16 protein-coding genes and 3 pseudogenes are annotated in these 18,369 nt (G+C 68.2%); 10 read left to right on the top strand and 9 right to left on the bottom strand.

Features of this window, described 5'->3' with window-relative positions; translation table 11 throughout:
* Positions 1 to 323: 323 nt before the first annotated feature.
* The 4 genes from ACFY0O_RS18905 to ACFY0O_RS18920 all read right to left on the bottom strand — a co-directional run bounded on the left by ACFY0O_RS18905 (position 324) and on the right by ACFY0O_RS18920 (position 3,866).
* On the bottom strand, positions 324 to 740 hold the full coding sequence (locus ACFY0O_RS18905; protein WP_388947786.1) for a hypothetical protein: 417 nt from the start codon (positions 738 to 740) through the stop codon (positions 324 to 326).
* Positions 741 to 1,027: 287 nt separating this feature from the next.
* The gene (locus tag ACFY0O_RS18910) at positions 1,028 to 1,900 is read right to left on the bottom strand and encodes an alpha/beta fold hydrolase (RefSeq protein ID WP_388947787.1); all 873 of its coding nucleotides are present in this window, start codon (positions 1,898 to 1,900) and stop codon (positions 1,028 to 1,030) included.
* On the bottom strand, positions 1,893 to 2,918 hold the full coding sequence (locus ACFY0O_RS18915; RefSeq protein ID WP_388947788.1) for an NADP-dependent oxidoreductase: 1,026 nt from the start codon (positions 2,916 to 2,918) through the stop codon (positions 1,893 to 1,895). Before ACFY0O_RS18915 ends, ACFY0O_RS18910 begins: the two co-directional genes overlap by 8 nt.
* A 255-nt stretch (positions 2,919 to 3,173) precedes the next feature.
* Complete coding sequence (locus ACFY0O_RS18920) at positions 3,174 to 3,866, bottom strand: SDR family oxidoreductase (protein WP_388947789.1); 693 nt, start codon at positions 3,864 to 3,866, stop codon at positions 3,174 to 3,176.
* Between the two features lie 113 nt (positions 3,867 to 3,979).
* Here ACFY0O_RS18920 and ACFY0O_RS18925 point away from each other — a divergent pair, with 113 nt between their 5' ends.
* The 4 genes and pseudogenes from ACFY0O_RS18925 to ACFY0O_RS18940 form a co-directional block, all read left to right on the top strand.
* A complete protein-coding gene (locus tag ACFY0O_RS18925) occupies positions 3,980 to 4,540 on the top strand; it encodes a TetR/AcrR family transcriptional regulator (protein ID WP_388948220.1) in 561 nt (186 codons plus the stop codon).
* Between the two features lie 322 nt (positions 4,541 to 4,862).
* Positions 4,863 to 5,854 (top strand): annotated as a pseudogene (locus ACFY0O_RS18930) (helicase); the annotation flags it as partial.
* Between the two features lie 22 nt (positions 5,855 to 5,876).
* A pseudogene (locus tag ACFY0O_RS18935) lies at positions 5,877 to 7,163 on the top strand (IS256 family transposase).
* Positions 7,164 to 7,203: 40 nt separating this feature from the next.
* Positions 7,204 to 7,425, top strand: a pseudogene (locus ACFY0O_RS18940) (transposase); the annotation flags it as partial.
* Between the two features lie 62 nt (positions 7,426 to 7,487).
* Here ACFY0O_RS18940 and ACFY0O_RS18945 read toward each other — a convergent pair.
* Positions 7,488 to 8,090 carry a DUF6000 family protein gene (locus ACFY0O_RS18945; RefSeq protein ID WP_388947790.1) on the bottom strand — a complete coding sequence of 201 codons (603 nt, stop codon included), beginning with the start codon at positions 8,088 to 8,090 and terminating at the stop codon, positions 7,488 to 7,490.
* Between the two features lie 233 nt (positions 8,091 to 8,323).
* Here ACFY0O_RS18945 and ACFY0O_RS18950 point away from each other — a divergent pair, with 233 nt between their 5' ends.
* Positions 8,324 to 8,641: a hypothetical protein gene (locus ACFY0O_RS18950; RefSeq protein WP_388947791.1), complete on the top strand. Its 318-nt coding sequence runs from the start codon at positions 8,324 to 8,326 to the stop codon at positions 8,639 to 8,641.
* A gap of 1,237 nt (positions 8,642 to 9,878) precedes the next feature.
* On the opposite strand, the gene ACFY0O_RS18955 is transcribed toward ACFY0O_RS18950, so the two are convergent.
* Positions 9,879 to 11,042: a polymorphic toxin type 44 domain-containing protein gene (locus ACFY0O_RS18955; RefSeq protein WP_388947792.1), complete on the bottom strand. Its 1,164-nt coding sequence runs from the start codon at positions 11,040 to 11,042 to the stop codon at positions 9,879 to 9,881.
* A gap of 342 nt (positions 11,043 to 11,384) precedes the next feature.
* On the opposite strand from ACFY0O_RS18955, the gene ACFY0O_RS18960 reads away from it, so the two are divergent.
* Positions 11,385 to 11,741 carry a hypothetical protein gene (locus ACFY0O_RS18960; RefSeq protein WP_388681297.1) on the top strand — a complete coding sequence of 119 codons (357 nt, stop codon included), beginning with the start codon at positions 11,385 to 11,387 and terminating at the stop codon, positions 11,739 to 11,741.
* Here ACFY0O_RS18960 and ACFY0O_RS18965 read toward each other — a convergent pair.
* A protein-coding gene (locus tag ACFY0O_RS18965) for an IS5 family transposase (protein ID WP_388947793.1) occupies positions 11,731 to 12,551 on the bottom strand; the annotation gives its coding sequence in 2 pieces (ribosomal slippage) (positions 11,731 to 12,209 and positions 12,209 to 12,551; 822 coding nt in all). The two genes, ACFY0O_RS18960 and ACFY0O_RS18965, sit on opposite strands and share 11 nt — an antisense overlap.
* Before the next feature lie 183 nt (positions 12,552 to 12,734).
* On the opposite strand from ACFY0O_RS18965, the gene ACFY0O_RS18970 reads away from it, so the two are divergent.
* On the top strand, positions 12,735 to 14,186 hold the full coding sequence (locus tag ACFY0O_RS18970; RefSeq protein WP_388947794.1) for an NF041680 family putative transposase: 1,452 nt from the start codon (positions 12,735 to 12,737) through the stop codon (positions 14,184 to 14,186).
* A gap of 9 nt (positions 14,187 to 14,195) precedes the next feature.
* Here the strand turns inward: ACFY0O_RS18970 and ACFY0O_RS18975 are convergent, their stop codons facing one another.
* Positions 14,196 to 14,381: a hypothetical protein gene (locus ACFY0O_RS18975; RefSeq protein ID WP_388947795.1), complete on the bottom strand. Its 186-nt coding sequence runs from the start codon at positions 14,379 to 14,381 to the stop codon at positions 14,196 to 14,198.
* A gap of 214 nt (positions 14,382 to 14,595) precedes the next feature.
* Between ACFY0O_RS18975 and ACFY0O_RS18980 the strand changes: the two genes are divergently transcribed.
* Positions 14,596 to 15,393, top strand: a complete 798-nt coding sequence (locus ACFY0O_RS18980; protein WP_388947796.1) for a class I SAM-dependent methyltransferase — start codon at positions 14,596 to 14,598, stop codon at positions 15,391 to 15,393.
* A 735-nt stretch (positions 15,394 to 16,128) separates the two neighbouring features.
* Here the strand turns inward: ACFY0O_RS18980 and ACFY0O_RS18985 are convergent.
* On the bottom strand, positions 16,129 to 16,296 hold the full coding sequence (locus ACFY0O_RS18985) for a hypothetical protein (protein WP_388947797.1): 168 nt from the start codon (positions 16,294 to 16,296) through the stop codon (positions 16,129 to 16,131).
* A gap of 459 nt (positions 16,297 to 16,755) precedes the next feature.
* On the opposite strand from ACFY0O_RS18985, the gene ACFY0O_RS18990 reads away from it, so the two are divergent.
* On the top strand, positions 16,756 to 17,073 hold the full coding sequence (locus tag ACFY0O_RS18990; RefSeq protein WP_388947798.1) for a hypothetical protein: 318 nt from the start codon (positions 16,756 to 16,758) through the stop codon (positions 17,071 to 17,073).
* 144 nt (positions 17,074 to 17,217) lie between these two features.
* The gene (locus tag ACFY0O_RS18995) at positions 17,218 to 18,369 is read left to right on the top strand and encodes a glutamate--cysteine ligase (protein ID WP_388947799.1); all 1,152 of its coding nucleotides are present in this window, start codon (positions 17,218 to 17,220) and stop codon (positions 18,367 to 18,369) included.

An 18,369-nucleotide genomic window follows, 5' to 3' on the forward strand; every position in this document is an offset into this window, starting at 1 on the left:
CCCGCGGAGCGGGTCCCACAGCGCTGCGCGCTGTGCCAACGAACCGCTTCGCTTCGCTCCAGCGGGAGGGCGCTTCGCGCCCTCAGAGCCGGCCCTTCGGGCCGGTGTCCTGCGCTGCGCTCCGGACGGTTCGAGGTTCCGCTTCGCTCCACCTCGAACGGCCTGCTTCGCAGGCCTGGGTGACCCCGTTTCACGGGGTCCGGTCCTTCGGCCCGTTGGGCGGGTCCGCTCCGCTCCCCCCACCCGATCCTTCCGGCTCCGCCTCCAGGACCAGCCCGCTATCGCGGGCGCCAGCAGCGGAAGGGACTGGTGGCTGGCCTCCCTCAGAAGTACCAGCAGTACAAAGGGTGGCGGAGGCCTGCCGCCGTGCGGGCCAGATCAGCCACCTCAGTCAGGACCTCGACCGCCGCCTCCACCGGAACCCCCTCGTCTTTCATACTGGCAAGTCCGACCCAGGCACCAGCGGCCTCAACGAGCCGGCTCGTGCTCGCCTGCGCCAGGGTGGAACACAGTCTCTCGGGGAGCTCGAACACCGTGAAGCCGTCATTCTTCATCGGCACAACAACACGCGACTCTGTGGCCGCACCCCCTGCCAGCAGAACCTCCCAGTCCCCCACCGCATCGTCGGGGTAAAAGTCCACACACGCGAAAGCCGGAAGACCATGATGGCGATGCCGTGGTCCCATCCCGGAAGCCACCCCGTCATCCGGGGCCACGAAGAACTCAACAGCAATAGGCATGGCCCGATCATGCCAGCTCGCATCCCAAGAGATGCTTCAAAACGTAGTTCGGCTTGATACGGGAAGTGGCGGCATGGTGCGCTCCAGGTCCTCCGACTGCTGTCGTGGACCAGTGAAACTGCGCAATGCTCAATCATCTGCGCAGTTGAATCCCGGCTCGCGGTTCGCGGTGGGCTCGCCGCGGGTCGCAGTCGCATCGTTGCCGGTCTGCGACGCGGTCGTTGTGGGTGCATGAGCGATTCCGCTGCGGAGCTGCACGCGCTGTGTGTCAGCGCCGAATGCCGATGTCAGCTGTCGGTGTGGAGGTGGGCTCGCACGGCGTCGACGAACTCGTCGACGTGTTGGAAGACGCCGCCGTGCCCGGCCCCTGGGTAGATGATCAGCGTGCTGCCGGGAATGCGGGCGTGCATGTCGTGGGACAGCTCGGGGGGGACCATGCGGTCGTGGTCGCCGTTGGCGATGAGCGTCGGGGCGCCGATGCGGGAGAGGTCCTGCGGCTCAGCCCGGCCCCAGCCCCGGATGGTGGTGATCTGGCGGTGAAAGGACGACAGCGTGATGGGGGCGTCGCGGTCCATCACGCGCTCGCGCAAGCGCGCGAGGTAAGCCTTGGCTGCCGCCTTGCCCGCTGGAGTGCGGGGAAAGAACAGGAACTCCTTGGCATCGGTGCGGGCCATCGCGGCACGAGCCATGTCCCAGTAGACGTAGGCTCCACCTGTCGGACGGTCGATGCCAGTGCCCCCGGCGGGGCCGGTTCCGGCCAGGACGAGGCGGCGCACGAGCCCCGGCGCATCGAGGGCCACCTGCTGGGCGACGAAGCCGCCGAGCGAGAATCCGAGCAGGTCCATCTGGGTCAGCCCGAGGGTGGTCACGAACCCCTCCGCCGCACGCGCCATCGCGGCGACGGTGCCTGGGACACGGCCGGTGGATCCGCCGACCCCGGGGAGGTCGAGCGCGACGATGCGGCGGTCGCGGGCGAGCGCGTCGACAAATCGGGGATCCCACTCGTCGAGCGTGGCGCCCAGGTGAGTGAGCAGGACCAGCGGGACGCCGTTCTCGGGGCCGAGGTCGCGGTATACGAGCGTGTTCGAACCTACGACGATGCGGTGGTTGGGCGCCGTGGCCCACGTGGTCGGGCGGGGACGAACGTTGGACTCAGCCACGGCTGGTCACCGCCTTCGGGTCGGTGGTGACCAGGACCTTGCCGCGTGTGCCGCCGGCGAGCGCCTCGTCGAGAGCCCGCGGGGTCTGGTCGAATGGGAGCACCCGGTCGATGATCGGGCGCAGCACCCCGTCGTCGACCAGCCCGGCGACCTGGCGCAGCGCGGCGCTATCGGGTGTGATGAACAGGAAGCGGTAGGTGACCCCGAGGGCGCGTGCCCGGCGGCGGGTATGGGCACTCAGGGCCCGGATGGCGAGCCGGACGACGGGGTTGACGCCGACGCGCCGCGCGAAGGCCGGGTCGGGCGGGCCCGTGATGCCGATGACGGTGCCGCCGGGGCGCAGCACCCCGAGGGAAGCCTGCAGTGTGGCTCCGCCCTGGGTGTCGAGGACGAGGTCGACGGGCGTGCCGGCGAGGCTCTGCGCGAGGTCGTCGTGGCGGTAGTCGATGACGATGTCGGCACCAAGCTCTCGGGCGGCTGCGATGTTCGCCGTCGAGACGGTGGTGGCGACGGTGCAGCCCAGGTGCTTGGCGAGCTGGATCGCGACCGATCCCACGCCACCGGTCCCGCCATGGATGAGGACGGTCTGGCCCTTCTTCACCTTGCCCATCTCGACGAGGGCCTGCCAGGCCGTGAGCGCGACGACTGGAAGCCCCGCGGCCTCGACCAGGTTCACAGACTGGGGCACGGGTGCCATCGTGGCGGCGTCGACCGCGGCGAACTCGGAGAAGGTGCCCGTGGCCGCCAAGTCGACATAGCCGTACACGTGGTCACCGACGGCGACGTCTCGTACCGCGGAGCCGGCCTCCACGACCTCGCCGGAGAGCTCACCGCCCATGACTTTGGGTAGCCGGAACGGGAAGATTGCCTTGAACTCGCCGGAGCGGAGCCGCTCGTCGGCATGGTTGACGCCCGACGCGACCATGCGCACGAGCACCTCATGGGGGGCAGGGACCGGTACGGGCATCTCGACCTCCCGCATGGGGGAGCCGTACCTCTCGAGGACGAAGGCCTTCACGGAGTACTCCTAGTAAAGCGTTTCTGGGGGCGGGTATCTCGGCGGCGGGCGCACCCCGAATGGCCGCCGTACTTTTTGAAATAGTTTGTGTTGTTCTGGCTGTGGCGCGGGCGCGTTGCGTCCTCAGCCGCGTTCACTCATCAGGCGACCGGCAGGGCTGGGGCGATGACGCGGTCCTCGACAGCGCCGACGGCTACCAGTTCGGCGAGTCGGAGGGGGTGGGAAGGCGGCCGCGCCGGGGTGGAGGGGTGGGCGTCAGCCCGCGTTCGGCTGGGGTGCCGCGGACAGGGTCTGCTTGACGTACCGGCTGGTCTCGTCGGCGAGGATCTCGGGCAGGCCGGTCTCGATGCCGGACAGGGCCTGGGCCGCGACGTCGGCGGCGGCGACCTTCTGATCGGCAGGTACGCCCGCGGCCATGTCGGTGTCCATGTAACCGACGTGCAGCGCCGAGACGGTGATCCCGCGCGGTGTCAGCTCCTCACGGGTCGCGTCGCTCAGCGCCCAGGCGGCGGCCTTGGAGGCCGCGTAGGAGCCGAGGCCGGCCGGGTGGAACCAGGACAGGGCGGACAGGACGTTGAGTACGGCGCCGCCGCCGTTGCCCTCGATCACGGGGGCGAATGCGCGGGTCGCGGCGAGCGGGCCGAAGAAGTTGGTCTCCATCTCCCGGCGCACCTCAGCCACGTCGCCTCCGATCAGCGTCACGCCGGTGGAGATGCCCGCGTTGTTGATCAGCAGTGTCGCGTCGGACGCCACGCGGGCGGCCTCCTGTATCGATGCCTCGTCCGTGACGTCCAGCCGCAGCGGGATGACGCCCGGCACGTCAACCGCCTCGGGGCGTCGGGCCGCGCCATACACCTTCGCGCCACGCTCGACGAGCTGGGCTGCCAGGTGCCGCCCGAGTCCCCGGTTTGCGCCGGTGACGACCGCGACTGCGTTCTTGAGATCCATGCCTGCTCCTGCTCCTAACGGGTGCCGACGGCAACCCACACAATTTAGATTACGCACTCAATCTAAACATGGAGTTATGATAGATGCCAGTCGACATCCAACGGGAGGTGGTCATGGGCCGCGTATCGCAGGCGCAGGCGCAGGAAAATCGCCGGCGGGTGGTGGACACCGCCTCCCGGTTGTTCCGGGAGCAGGGCACGCAGGTCAGCGTCGCCGACCTGATGAAGGCAGCCGGTCTGACCCACGGCGCCTTCTACAAGCAGTTCGCCTCCAAGGAGGCGCTCGTCGACGAGGCCACCGCCCACGCCTTCACCGGGCTCGCCCGGCGCTACACCGAGGGACTTGAGCGGTATGAAGGGCGGAGCGACGCCGCCCAGCAGGTGCTGATCGACACCTACCTCTCCGTCGAGCACCGTGACGGCCCGGCGGACGGCTGTCCGGTCGCCGCGCTCGCCTCCGACATTGCGCGCGATGGCGGGGGACGTGAGGCTCGTCGCGTCTACACCGAGGGGGTGGCCGACTTCGCCGACTTCCTCGCCACTGATGACCAGGACGGCATCGTCCGCCTCTGCACCCTGTTCGGAGCGCTGGTCCTGTCCCGGGCCACCAACGGCTCCCCGCTCTCCGAGGAGATCCTGGCCGCCGCGCGCGCAGCCTTGACCGAAGCAGGCTGATCAAGGGCGTGGCGCGGGCGCACATCGACGGCACTGGGCGACGAGGCGTCCGTGGCCGGGCGGAGGCGGTGGGGAGAAGGCCGCCGACGCCTGGCGCACCGGCCTCACCGTGCGCCGGACAGCTGGTCACGCAGGGCCGCTGAACGCAGCCTCCCGAAGAGTCGAGGGTGCGACCTCGCTGGTCGATTGGTCCCTTGAACTTGATCACCCGGGACGGGAACCGCCGGACGTGGAGGCGGCCTTCGTTTGACCCTGGACGCGCGACGGCCCCGACCAGAGGTGTCTGGCCGGGGCCATGTACGGGCCGGGCGCCAGGCCCGGAGCGCATGGCACGGCTGGTGATCTCGGGCGGCCGTGGCGGCGATCCACGACAACGCGCGGATCCCGGCGCACTTCCGGCTCTACCTCACCGCGACCCCGCGGATCCTGACCAGGGCCCGGCCGGCGCGGCGCGCCGGTAGCCAGGAGGCGGGAATCGTGGCATGGCCGACGACCCGAACGGCACGTACGGCGCGTGGCTGGCCGAGCCAGGGCTGTCGGAGGCGATCGAACGGGGCATCCTCGCCGACTTTGAGATCGACGTCCTGGAGATCCGCAACCCCTCCCCCGCCCTCGGCGAATCCGAGGAAGCGCAGCGGGGCCGGCGCCTGGCGCTGCTGCAGACCGCACTCCTGGAACACGCCGCCGCTTACAAGCTGCGCAGCGTCATGACCTTCCACCAGAAGGTCGAAGAGGCGGCCGCGTTCGCGGAGAAGCTGCCGGAGACCGCGGCCGAGTCGTACGTAACCGACGCCTCCGACGCCGACCTGGCGGCCGCAGAGAAGCTCCCCACGTCGTCGATCGAAGCCGAGTTCTACGAGCTGGAGGCCAGGCCGTCACATCGCGCTGGGCCGGGTGTGGTCGGCGTGGCTGTGCGGGGACCACCTCGTGTCGGAGCGGCGAGAGGCCCTGCGGCAGTTCGCCTACGGCATCGACGCTAACAACCGGCGCGTGCACCGGGCGTTCCTCGCCTCCGTACGCGTCCTCGACGAGGGCGTCGACATCACCGGCGAGCGGGGCGTGGAAGCGATCTGCTTCGCCGACACCCGCGGCTCCCAGGTCGAGATCGTCCAGGACATCGGCCGGGCCCTGCGGCTCAACAAGGACGGCTCCACGAAGATCGCCCGGATCATCGTGCCGGTGTTCCTGGAGCCGGGTGAGGATCCGACCGACATGGTGGCCTCCGCGAGCTTCAAGCCTCTTGTAGCGGTCCTCCAGGGCCTGCGCAGTCATGACGACCGTCTGGTCGGGGACTGTAAATCGTTCGGTGTAACTCCCGATCAAGGAAGATGCATCGATGACCAGTGAGAACGTGACCGAGACCGTCGAGCTGTCTGAGCCGAAGCCGTCGAGGGCGGTGGACGACCGGCTGATCGACGAGCTGGTCTCCCGTGCCCAGGCCGAGGGCCTCCAGCTGACCGGCGAGGGCGGGCTGTTGCAGCACCTGACGAAGCGGCTGCTGGAGTCCGCCTTGGAGGGCGAGATCACCGACCACCTCGGCTATGACAAGCATGATCCGGCCGGGAAGAACGGCGGCAACTCTCGCAACGGCGCCCGCGCGAAGACCGTGCTGACGGACGTCGGCCCGGTGGAGATATCCGTGCCCCGCGACCGCGACGGCTCGTTCGAGCCGAAGATCGTCAAAAAGCGGCAGAAGCGTCTGTCCGGCGTGGACGAGATGGTGATCTCCCTTTCCGCGAAGGGCCTGACGACCGGTGAGGTCCAGGCCCACCTCGCGGAGGTCTATGGCGCCGAGGTCTCCCGCCAGACGATCTCAACGATCACCGACAAGGTCATGGACGGCATGGCCGAATGACAGAACCGGCCCCTGGACGCGGTTTATCCGGTTATCTTCATCGACGCGATCCACGTGAAGATCCGCGACGGCGCGGTGGCTAACCGGCCGATCTACGTGGCCCTGGCCGTCACCACGGAGGGCCGGCGCGACATCCTCGGGCTGTGGGCCGGCGACGGCGGTGAGGGCGCCAAGCACTGGATGCACATCCTCACCGAGATCAAGAACCGCGGCGTGAACGACGTGCTGATGCTGGTCTGCGATGGCCTCAAGGGCCTGCCCGACGCGGTCGAGACCGTCTGGCCCCGCACCACCGTCCAGACCTGCGTGGTCCACCTGCTGCGAAACTCCTTCCGCTATGCGGCCCGCCAGGACTGGGACAAGATCGCGAAGGTTCTGAAGCCCGTCTACACCGCCGCGACCGAAGACGCCGCCCTCGAACGGTTCGCCGAGTTCGCCGAAGCGTGGGGCAAGAAGTATCCGGCGATCGTCCGGCTCTGGGAGAACGCGTGGGAGGAGTTCACCCCGTTCCTCCGGTTCGACACCGAGATCCGCCGCATCGTCTGCACCACCAACGCGATCGAGTCCGTGAACGCCAGGATCCGACGGGCGGTCAAGGCCCGCGGGCACTTCCCGAACGAGACCGCTGCCCTGAAGTGCGTCTACATGGCCATCATGTCGCTCGACCCGACCGGCAAGGGCCAGGCCCGGTGGACCATGCGCTGGAAGACCGCACTGAACGCCTTCGACATCACCTTCGACGGCCGACTCTCCGCAGCCCGCCAGTAACCCCAACCACCCTCGCTACACCGTTCGATTGACAGACCCCCTACCGGCCTGGCTCGACGCCGTCCGACAGGACGATCTGCCTAGCCTCCATACCCTCGCCGCCGGCATCGACCGCGACATCGACGCCGTCACCGCCGGATTGACCCTGCCCTGGAGCTCGGGCGCGGTCGAAGGGCATGTCAACAGGATCAAGATGTTCAAGCGCCAGATGTTCGGCCGTGCAGGGTTCCAACTTCTTCGCAAGCGTGTCCTACTGGCGTGACGGAGGGTGGCCGCGTCCCGCGCGTTGAGTCAGAGTCTTCACAGTGGACGAAGCCGAGGGGGTCAGATGCCGGCACATTCGTCTACAACGGCGCAGGCCAGGCGGATGCCGCCCAGGTAGCTGGAGATGCCGTCATCGCCGTGCATGTGGGGCGCGTCCTGGAACCACTGCCGCCACAGGCCGCCCTCCTGGAGGAGGTGGCTGGCCCGGTCGCCGTGCAGGACGGACTCCGTGTAGGCCAGGGCGCCCATGGCTGTCGGCTGGTCGTAGGCGAGATCGGGCCGCCGCAGGTAGCGATCCAGGTAAGCGGCAAGCAAGTCGGCGTCCCGTGCGGTGCCGAAACTCGCCAGTGCCACACAGTAGGCCCCACCCGCACAGCAGACCTCACTCTCCAGCAGCAGCGCACCCAGACGCTCACGGAAGTGGTCACGGCGCGAGACGGCGGCGAGCCATGCCGCGGTCCGCCGCTCGCGCCAGCTGCCTTCGAAGAGGATGGTGAGCTCGGCGTCGGTAACAGCCCTCGCATCAGCGGCCAGGTGCTGAACGAACGGCTCGTACTCCTCGCGCGACATGCGAAGTACCGCTCCGCCGAGCTTCAGGTAGCGGCGCGCGGGGAGGCAATAGCGGCGGTACAGGGCCTGTATCTCGGTGTCGTAGCGGATCACCACCCCATCCTCTCGCGACGAGCATGCAGCTGAGGGCGTGGGGCGAAATACGCCTGCAGTGGTCCCGAGACGGGTGGGGCGCCATCTGGGCCGGGTCGGGTGCGCAGGGGTTTCGACAGCACGCAGGGTTACTGCTCCACAGAAGTTGTGCCAGAACCATTTCTCATGAACAAGCACGAGCGAGTTGATCACCGAACGCTGCTGAAACTCGTCAACAAACGCTGTCGCTGGAGATGAACGAAGCCAGGCGCATCCACGTGCCTGCGGACGCGACGGTCTGCGGGACGCGGATCGTGGTCTGCGTGAGCAAATTCGGCTCCCTCGCCGAGGTCTGCGCCGACAATCCAGGGGCCTTCCTCAGCACGGACGAGGCCAACGAGGAGGGGGCGCTGGACCTCGGCGACCTCGCCACTGTGGAGCAGGCGCTGGCCGACCTCGGCTACGTGAGCGTCCCCGAAGAACTGCTGGAGAGCGACTACGAGGGCCCGAGCGCACTGGAGCACTTCGCGGCACGGCCCACCTTGTGGACACGGTTCTTCGGCCTCTGGTGACCCACCCGCCCGGCCTCCACTCTCAGCCGGCCTCTGCGCGCCGGCTGGGGCCTAGGAACGGACCTGGGCAAGATCTGAAAGGGACGGCCTAACACCTCACGGCTTGACGGCTTAACTGATTCGACGGTGCCGAAAAGGCGCAGCACATACCCCGGGAGACCTCTGCGTGCGGCTTCCGCTCGTGCCTGTTCAGCCTGATCAGCGGGCAGACCCTTCAACCGAGCCTCATCGTCGACGACGAGAGCCTTCGCGTCGCTGTCCTGGACCAGGTACTGCCGATGCTCGATGGTCAGCTTCGAGAGTTCCCGGTTGACCTGGGCCAATTGCGATGCCTGCTCCGGCACCACGGTGGACCCCGCCCGGCGGAACCGCCGCTGCCACAGCTTGATCAGCCTCCGTGACTGTGGAGAACGAGCCTCGGAGACGTCCAGGGCATCGACACGTGCAGCCAGCCGACGGTTACCGGTGATCCGCTCCTCGTGCTGGGTGAGCCGAGCGGTGATGCCCGTCTCCATCGCCACCAGGTCCGGGGCATCACCGGCCATGAGCTGGTGGAAGAACGCATCCGAAACGCAGGTGACGAGCCTTCCCGATACTTCCAGCGGCTCGATCGTGTTGTGGAAGTCAGGCTGCTGCTCGTCGACGGTGATTGCATCGACGACCTCCGACTGCTGGGGCGACAGCGACGTCGAAAGCCTCAGGGTAGTCCGCGCTCCGGATCACCCCGAACGGTGGCATCCCATATGGTCCGTGCCGCCGGCGAGCAGTGGATTCGTCCGGATCCTGCTCATGAGCGTCCCAGGCGGATGGCCAGCTCGGTCAAGGCCCATTCACGCAGGGGCGCCAGGGCAGAGCCCTCGCAAGTGGGATCACTCCAGCGTGGAACAGCCCCGCGCTGGCCGGCTGGCCGCCCGGGCGCCCAGCCGGGGTCAGCAGCGGTATCCGTGGGGAACCTGGAGGATGGCCACGAAGATCCAAAGCATGGTCGCACTACCGAGAGTGCCCACAAGGAGGGCTGCCGCAAGGCTCCGGCGTCCTACATACCCGATGAGAACCCCCCACCATAGGGCCGCCGTGATCGTAAGCAGGGCTCCGTAGAAGATCAACGCGAGGCCATTGGCCGCACCGTTCAAGCCAACATCACATGCCCGCCAGGCCGCTGACAGCAGCAGCGACCCGAGCACGCCAGTGATCACACCAGCAACAGGGCCGGTCACACAACCCCACTGTCCGCGCGTCACTTGCGATTCCTGACCTGCGGGACGTTCTCGCCTCTGTGCTGTGCTTGCTCCATTTTGTCTATCGCGTCGTTGATTCCGTGCCGGAGCTGTTCCTCGGTCAGGTCTTCGCCGTACCTGTCGTAGAGGTCGATCCCGACCCGCATGGTGATCTGGTCACCTTGGTCGTCGTCTCCAGTAAGCAGCGTTTCGCCGAGGGAGGCTCCCTTGATCAGCGTGTCGGCGTCGAAGCCGGCGGCCCGGCCAACGTAACCGTAGTGAATGTTGGAGTAGATGTCGTAGAAGACTTCGCGGTTCGTTCCGGGCTGCTTGAAGTAATAGTCGTCGAGCGTCTGGAGGTCGTAGCGTGCCTGTAGCTGCGGCTTGTGGTCCCAGTCCTGCCCCGGGCCCACCTTCACGCCCCACATCGCCAGAGCCGCGCTGACATCGGAGCCGTAATTCCGGCCCAGTTCATACCATTCCGGCTTGTCGAGTAGAGACTTGATCTCGCGGACGGTGTCGGACTTCGAGTTCCGCTTCATCTCCTCGAAGATCCACTCCCCGGCATCGCTGAACTTCTGCTCGCTGCGCGCCGAGCCGGTCGGCGGGATAATGGGAGTGGCCGAGGCGTTGAAGCCTCCGATGGTGCCGTCAAGAATGTTCCCGTCCACGACGACGGATTCCAGCGCCTGCCTGACTGCCTTGTCGAACTCGTCGACAGCCCGCACTGCTGCAGCAATGTGCGAGGTCCAGGACTCTTCCACAACCTTCAGGTCCGGATCGTGACGCAGGGTCCTCGCCTCCCCTGGATCTTGGACCCGGGTAAAGTCAAAAGTCGCGCGACCCGCTGTCGAGACCGCCATGCCCGCGGCCAACGCATCATCCCGTGCCGATTCGACCTTCTTCTTCAGATCTGCAAAACCGCTGTGCGCATCCCTGAGAAGTTTGGCGACCGCCTTCGCCTCAGTCTGGGCGGAGGTATACTCGCGCCGGGTCGTCGCGAACTTCGTGTGCGCCTCTTCCATGCTGAGCCCGAGCCAGTCCTGGCCGAGGGTTATCTGCTGGACCGTGTCCCCGTAGCGCTCTTCAACCTTAGCCAACTCGGCTGCCATGGATTCCCACTTTCCGGCAGCTGTTGTCAGTACGCCGAGATTTGTCATCATCACTTCCTGGTACGTCAGCACGTGCCCGCCCCCTACATTCCACGCTTGTTGTTCCGGCAAGGCGCACGGAGTTCTTCGCCGCTCCGCATAAAAGGACGCCGAGGTCCCGCGTAGGCAGTCCTTTCCGCGCTGAGCCGTCCCCACCGCACCCACATCCGTTGATCCCTGGTCTCATTCCCTCACAGCAGCCACACCAAGATCATCTCAGTGGCGACCAGGTGGTCTTGACGGGTGAAGCTACAGCTTGATCTGCCCGGTAAACCACCATTCGAGGTATTTGGCTAAGACGTTGTTTCCTTTGGCTGAGGTCCGTGCCGTTGACCGGCGACGATGTATGTCAGTGCCCTGTGAGAGCCTCCGGGCATGAGCTACGACTTGGCTGTGTGGGAAGGCGAGAGGCCGGCGGATGACAAGTCCGCTGGCCGGGTCTTCAGCGACCTGTACGACCGCTATATCGACAGCGAGGTCGAGGAGCCTCCGTCCGAACGCATAGCGGCATACGTCGCGGCGCTTCTTGAGCGGTGGTGCGACCTCACCGAGGACGAGGAGGACACTTCGCCCTGGTCGACGGGCCCGTTGATCGACGAGGCGAGTGGTCCGTTGATCTACTTCCCGATGAGGTGGAGCATGGCCGAGGAGGCATCGGCCTATGCGGTAGCCGTGGCGGAGTCCATGGGTCTGGTCTGTTTCGACGTGCAGCAGGACCGGCTCAGGCCTTGAGAAGGGTCGCCAACCGGCGATAGCCGATGAGAGCTGCGGCTATGCCGACGAAGGCGAGGAAGTGCTCGGCCTTGCGCTCGTATCGCCGGTGGAGCCGACGGCAACCGGCGAGCCGGGACACGGTCCGTTCGACCACCCACCGGTGGCGGCCGAGACGTTGTGAGGACTCGATGCCCTTGCGGGCGATGCGGTGGCGGATGCCACGTTCGCGGAGCCACCGACGGAGGTGGTCGTAGTCATAGCCCTTGTCTCCGTGAAGCTTGTGGGGGCGCCGTCGACGAGGTCCGCGTCGGGACCGGATCGGCGGGATGCCTCGCACGAGCGGTTCGAGAGCGAGGCTGTCGTGCATGTTCGCACCCGAGATGCCCAGCGAGAGCGGCAGCCCATTCCGGTCAGTGATCAGGTGGATTTTCGATCCTGGCTTGCCACGGTCGGTCGGATTCGGTCCCGTCAGAGGCCCCCTTTTGCAGCCCGCATGCTGACGGAGTCGATCGCGCAGCGCGACCAGTCCAGCTCCCCGCAGGCGCCGAGTTCGTCGAGGATGACGCGGTGGAGCCGAGCCCATACGCGGGCTCGGCTCCAGTGGGCGAAGCGTCGGTAGACGGTCTGCCAGCTCGGACCGAACACCGGCGGGAGCTGCCGCCAGGTACAGCCCGAGGTGGCTACGAAGATGATCGCGGCCAATGCTTCACGGTCACCCGCCCTACGCCGGCCGCCGCCCTGCGGGCGTATGACCTCTGTCGGCGGTACCACTCGCCGAAACAGCATCCACAACTCGTCCGGCACCAGCCGCCCGACCAAGTCCGTCATGCACGGACCAACGAACGATCACGCCATAAGAAACGACGTCTAAGCTTGTTCTTTATGGTCTGACCTCGAACGATGCCCCGAACGGGATCGCTCGTCCGGGAGTTCGCCGGACGTGGGAACGGCCTTCGTCTGATCATGTGCTCCGACCAAGGACGCACCTGAACTCGACGAAGGCCGCGGGGAATGAGTCTGCTGCACCACGATGTCCAGCGGGAGCCGTTCGCGGAAGCGTCACACTTCCGGGAGGACTTCTTCGCGTGTCTGACCGCGCGGCGTGACGAACTGTTCGAGCTCGCGGACGCGCTGCTGTGCGCGGAGGGGCCAGTGACCGCGCCGGTGGACCTGACACTGTTGGCCGAGCACCGCCGCGGGCACGGCGCCCTGTACGACGCTCTCAACCACGGCCGCATCGACATCGACGGGCTCCGGCGCACGCTGGCCGCGCTGCCCCAGCCAGGAGCGGCCGATGGCCGGCTCGTCCTGGCTGTGGACGTGACCAACTGGCTGCGGCCGGATGCCGAGTGCAGCGCGGACCGGCTGTTCTGCCACACCTTCGGCCGCGGCCGGGACCAGCACCTGATGATCCCGGGCTGGCCGTACTCGTTCGTCGCCGCTCTCGAAGCAGGCCGCACCTCCTGGTGCCAACTGCTGGACGCCGTCCGACTCGGCCCCGAGGACGACGTGGCCGAGATCACCGCCCGCCAGGGCCGCCGGGTAGTCGAGGACCTGGTCGCCGGCGGACGCTGGCGCGAGGGCGATCGGGACATCCTCATCGTCTTCGACGCCGGCTATGACGCCCCGCGCATGGCCTACCTTCTCGACGGGCTGCCCGTCGAGGTCCTGGGACGGATGCGATCGGACCGAGTCATGCGACGGCCGACACCCACACAGCTGGAGTACGCCCTGGCGTATCCCCAGGGCGGCCGGCCACCCAAGCACGGCAAGGAGTTCCGCTTCGCCAAGCCCGCCACCTGGGGCGAACCAGACGCGGCGACCATCCAGGTCACCGACCGCTATGGTTCCGCCAGGGCGATGGCGTGGGATCGCATCCACCCAAGGCTCACTACCCGCTCCGCGTGGATCGACCACGACAGCGAACTCCCCATCATCGAGGGGACGCTGATCCGCCTGGAGGTTGACCGCCTGCCCGGCGGCGGTGACCCGCTGCCGCTGTGGCTGTGGTCCTCCGCCACCGGCATGGCGGGCCCCGACGCCGATCTGCGATGGCAGGCGTTTCTCCGGCGCTTCGACCTGGAGCACACATTCCGGATGATCAAACAGACCCTCGGCTGGACCCGACCGAAGCTCCGCACCCCACAAGCCGCAGACCGGTGGACCTGGCTGATCGTCGTCGCGCACACCCAGCTCCGTCTCGCCCGGCCGCTCGCCGAGGACGTCCGCCGGCCCTGGGAGCGACCGGTGGAACCGAACAGGCTCACCCCGGCCCGGGTCCGCCGGGGGTTCAGGAACCTCCGCCCGGCCTTGCCCTGCCCGGCCCGTGCGCCGAAACCGTCGCGGCCTGGCCCCGGCAGGCCACTCGGGTCGAAGAACCAGCGGCCAGCCATCCGCTACGACGTGGGCAAAACCGTCCGGCGCCCGGAGACCATCAGCGAACGCGACCAGATCAGACCGTGAGGGGCACGATCAGACAACCCTCACGACATCCGACAAGGGGATGTCGATCCTGGTCGCGTCGCCGAAGATGTCTACCGTCAGCTCGACACGGCCCCGAACATGGTCAACAGCCACGACGGGGCTCGTGAAGTCTGTGAACGGTCCACCGGTAATCCGCACGTCGGCCCCGACATGGAAATCCATCTCGTGCGTCACGCCAGCCCCCTTCGCGCCGTTACGTCAATCAGCCACCGCCGACAGAAGCCAACCTACCTTCGGCGGAGGGGGCCGAACCGCCCGGGGCCGGCTGCGATGCGGCCGTTGGTTAAAGCACAAGTTGAGTACCTGTTCCTGATCCGCACATGACAGATGCTGCACCGCGAGGGGCTTGGCCCTGTCCTGTGGATCATGCGACGACTAGGCTGCAACGATGGAACGCTTGGCCGACGTGCCCGAGAGCTTCGACCAGCCTGCAGATCCCGCCCAGGTGAACGACTACGACAGTTTCGCCGAGGCGTACTCGGCGGAGAACGAGAACAGCCTCGTGAACGCGTACTACGAGCGGCCGGCGATGTTAGCCCTCGCCGGAGACGTGGCCGGCCGGCGGATCCTGGACGCCGGTTGCGGCTCGGGTCCCCTGTCCGCCGCACTGCACAACCGCGGTGCGGTCGTCACCGGCATCGACGTCAGCGCCGGGATGCTGGCGCTGGCCCGGCGGCGGCTCGGTGACGACGTAGCCCTGCATATGGTCGACCTGAGCGACCCTCTACCGTTCGCCGATGGTGCGTTCGATGACGTGGTCGCGTCGTTGGTGCTGCACTACCTGGAGGACTGGGGGCCGACGCTTGCCGAGTTGCGACGAGTGCTCAGGCCCGGCGGCCGGCTGCTCGCGTCGGTGGAGCACCCTTTCGTGGCCTACACGTTCCAGGACCCTCGGCCGGACTACTTCGCGACCACCAGCTACACCTTCGACTGGCCGTTCAACGGGCAGTCCGTGCCGATGAGGTTCTGGCGCAAGCCGCTGCACGCGATGACCGATGCCTTCACCACCGCTGGATTCCGCCTATCTGTCATCAGCGAGCCACAGCCCGACCCGGCCGCCCGTGAGCTGTTCCCCGACGACTTCCATGATCTTTCGACCAAGACCTGCTTCCTGTTCTTCGTCGTCGAGGTACCGCCGTCGGCTTCCGGCTTGGATGAGACGCCGACAGACCCTTCACGAACCTGAGCGACCCTCTACCGTTCGCCGATGGTGCGTTCGATGACGTGGTCGCGTCGTTGTACATGACCGGCACCGCCCGGTCGGTCGTCAGGGCGCAGCCCTCGGCGTGCCCGGTGGCCGCCCGGGCACTGGTGCGCCCGTCCAGCACCCACACCCACGGCGTTGCCGGAGCCGCAGCCGCGCCGTCCTCGGGTGCGGGCTGCTCGCCCGGTGCAGTGCCTCCGACGATCCCCACCCGCCGCCCACCGGGCCGCGACACCACTGGACGACCTCCCGCGCCGCCGCCCTCCTCAGCGGTCCCGTGGCTCCTGGCTCTTCCTCACAGGGCACTACGGGGAGGCCGGCGCCGGGCCCGCGGTGGACTGGCAGGCGGTGTACGCCGCTCCGGCGGGCGCCCGTTCCCCGCTCGCCGCCCTGGAGCCGGTGGTGCCGGGCCGGGACTGGATGCTGCCGGCAGAGGTCGCGCGGATGACCCGGGTGGGCCGGGCCGCGGTGGTCGCCTGGCGGCGCCGATACCCCGACTTCCCCGCCCCCGCCGGTGCCCCCGTGCGTGACATCGCGGCCGGGTGGCCCGCCGAGGTTGCGAACCCCCGCACCGTCGACGCAACCCGCGCATGGGCCCAAAGGGAATCCGCCACCCCTAGTCGCAATTCCCTCCCGCATTGCCAGGGTCGGACCACAGCTGCCAGCGGCCCGGGCCCGACCCAGAGGGCGAAACAGCGAGGCATCAGGGGCGGCCGGTCAGGGCTTGGCGGCGATCCGCTTGCTCACGTCGCCGCGGATGGTGGCTACCTCTGCGGCGAACGCGTCGAGGCTGACGGAGGCCGGCGGAGTGTCCGAGGGGATGGTTCCGGCGAAGCCTCGCGGGGCGAGCGGCTCCGTAGCCGCCCCCACGGGTCGCAAAGCCACCGTTGGCTGCTGCTCTGTGCCCGCCTGCCGGTCTGGCGAAGCGCGGGCCCGCCATCCCCCTATGGCGTGATCGTTTCTGCGGTGAACCGGGCCGCCACCGGAGTGAGGGGCACCCGCGAGTCCCGACCCGACGTCGGCGCCCACCGGTATCCACGACCAGCACTCCCCGATCACGCCGAGGCCGGCGGGCGGGCGCACAGGACCAAGACAGCGAGCCGGGCGCACGCGTCCATTGGCGCAGCAGACAGTGAACGCGTTCTTCAGGCTTCAGATCCCCGACACCCTCACCGAGGCCCTCATCGAGCTCCAGGAGCAGCATTGCGAGCAGGTATCCGCAGGAGCGGCGGCACATCCACATCACGCTCGGGTTCCTCCACGACGCCGACGCGGCGCGCCTGGCCGACGCGGCCGCGCTGCTCTCCGGCCGCGACTGGCCACCCCGAAGATCGCACTGACCGGGTGCGCCACGGCAGCTGGAAACTGTCCAAGGAACCCGGCTACCGCTACCAGGAAGACCTGGTCCAACAGCAGGAGCAGGTCCGTCTCGGCGTCGAGCAGTCATCCGAGCTCGCCGACGTCTACAGCGGCATCACCGAACACCTCCAGATCGCCGAGGACGGCTTCCGGCCCCACCTCACCCTGGGCCTGGCCCGCAAGGACCTCCCCCTGAAGGAGGTCAAGAACCTGCCTCTGCCCACCGTCGGCGCAGCCGCACCGGCCCTCAGCCTTCAGCAGGAACTGACCGCCACCGACTTCCGCGTCCTGGTCCGCAAATAACCTCACGAACAGGGTCTACCGGGTACGCATCCCGGCCCCGTCCTCTTGCGTAGGTAGAGCCGATGGGGGTGCGGCGGGCGGCCGTCTGGCGGGGGCGTGGGCGTGCCTGGCCCGTAGGCGGGTCGTCGCGGTGATGCTGGAGGGGTGACCGAGCCTTCCCTTCCTGTTCGCCGTGTGTCTGCCGGCCAGCTTCCGACAGTGGGGGTGGAGGAGGAGTACTTCCTTGTCGATCCGCGCACGCGCTCGATCGTTCCCGCCGGCCCGGCGGTTGCCGCGCGGGCCGCCGGCGAGGTGGGTGATCTGGTGACGAAGGAGTTCGCCCTGTGTCAGGTCGAGGGGCGTACGCCCCCGTGCCACTCGGCCGGCGAGCTGCGCGGGGAACTCGAGCGGGTGCGTACGGCGCTGGTCGCGGCGGCGCGTGCGGAGGGGCTGGAGCTGTGTGCCTCGGGCACTGCGGTGCTGCAGGAGCCTGGTCCGGTCCTGGTGGCGGATCATCCGCGTTATCAGGCCGGGCGTGCGCAGTACGGGAGCCTGATGGACGACTTCGCCATCAGTGCCCTCCATGTCCACGTCCATCTCCCCGACCGAGGGCTGGCGGTCCTGACGGCCAACCATCTGCGGCCCTGGCTGCCGCTGCTGATCGCGCTGAGCGCCAACTCTCCGTTCCATCGGGGGCGTGATACTGGCTATGCCAGCTGGCGCACGGTCATCCGCAGCCGCTTCCCGTGCCTGGGTCCGCCGCCCTACGCCGGGTCCTTGGCAGAGCATGAGCGGCTGGCCGTCGTCATCGCCGGCACCGAGGCGATGCTGGATGCGGGTATGCCGTTTTGGGACCTGCGCCCCAATCCCAGGCTGCCCACACTGGAGATCCGGGCGATGGACGTGCTGCAGGACGTGGACGACGCCGTCGCGGTGACCCTGCTCCTGCGTGCCCTCGTCGTCACCGCAGCCGGCAGAGCACAGGGTGGGGATCCGGGGCCGGCGTGGGCGGGTGAGGTGCTGCGGGCTGCCTGCTGGCGGGCCGCGCGGGACGGCTGGAGCGGCCAGGGGTTCCATCCGTGGACCGGCCGGTCCCGCCCGATGGCCGACCTCGCCGAGGAGCTGGTGGCGTTCGTGCGGCCGGCGCTTGAGGAGTTCGGCGACCTGGACAACGTCACGGCCCTGTTCCATCGGCTGGCTGCCCGCGGGGACGGCGCTTCACGCCAGCGGGCGTGGGCGGCGGGCGACGGCGGGCAGGCAGCGGTGGTCGACCAGCTCGTGCTCGCCACCGCCCGCGACTGCGGCACCCGCCGGTGA

It is taken from the genome of Streptomyces sp. NPDC001594 (genome assembly GCF_042893675.1).
Classification (GTDB): Bacteria; Actinomycetota; Actinomycetes; order Streptomycetales; family Streptomycetaceae; genus Streptomyces.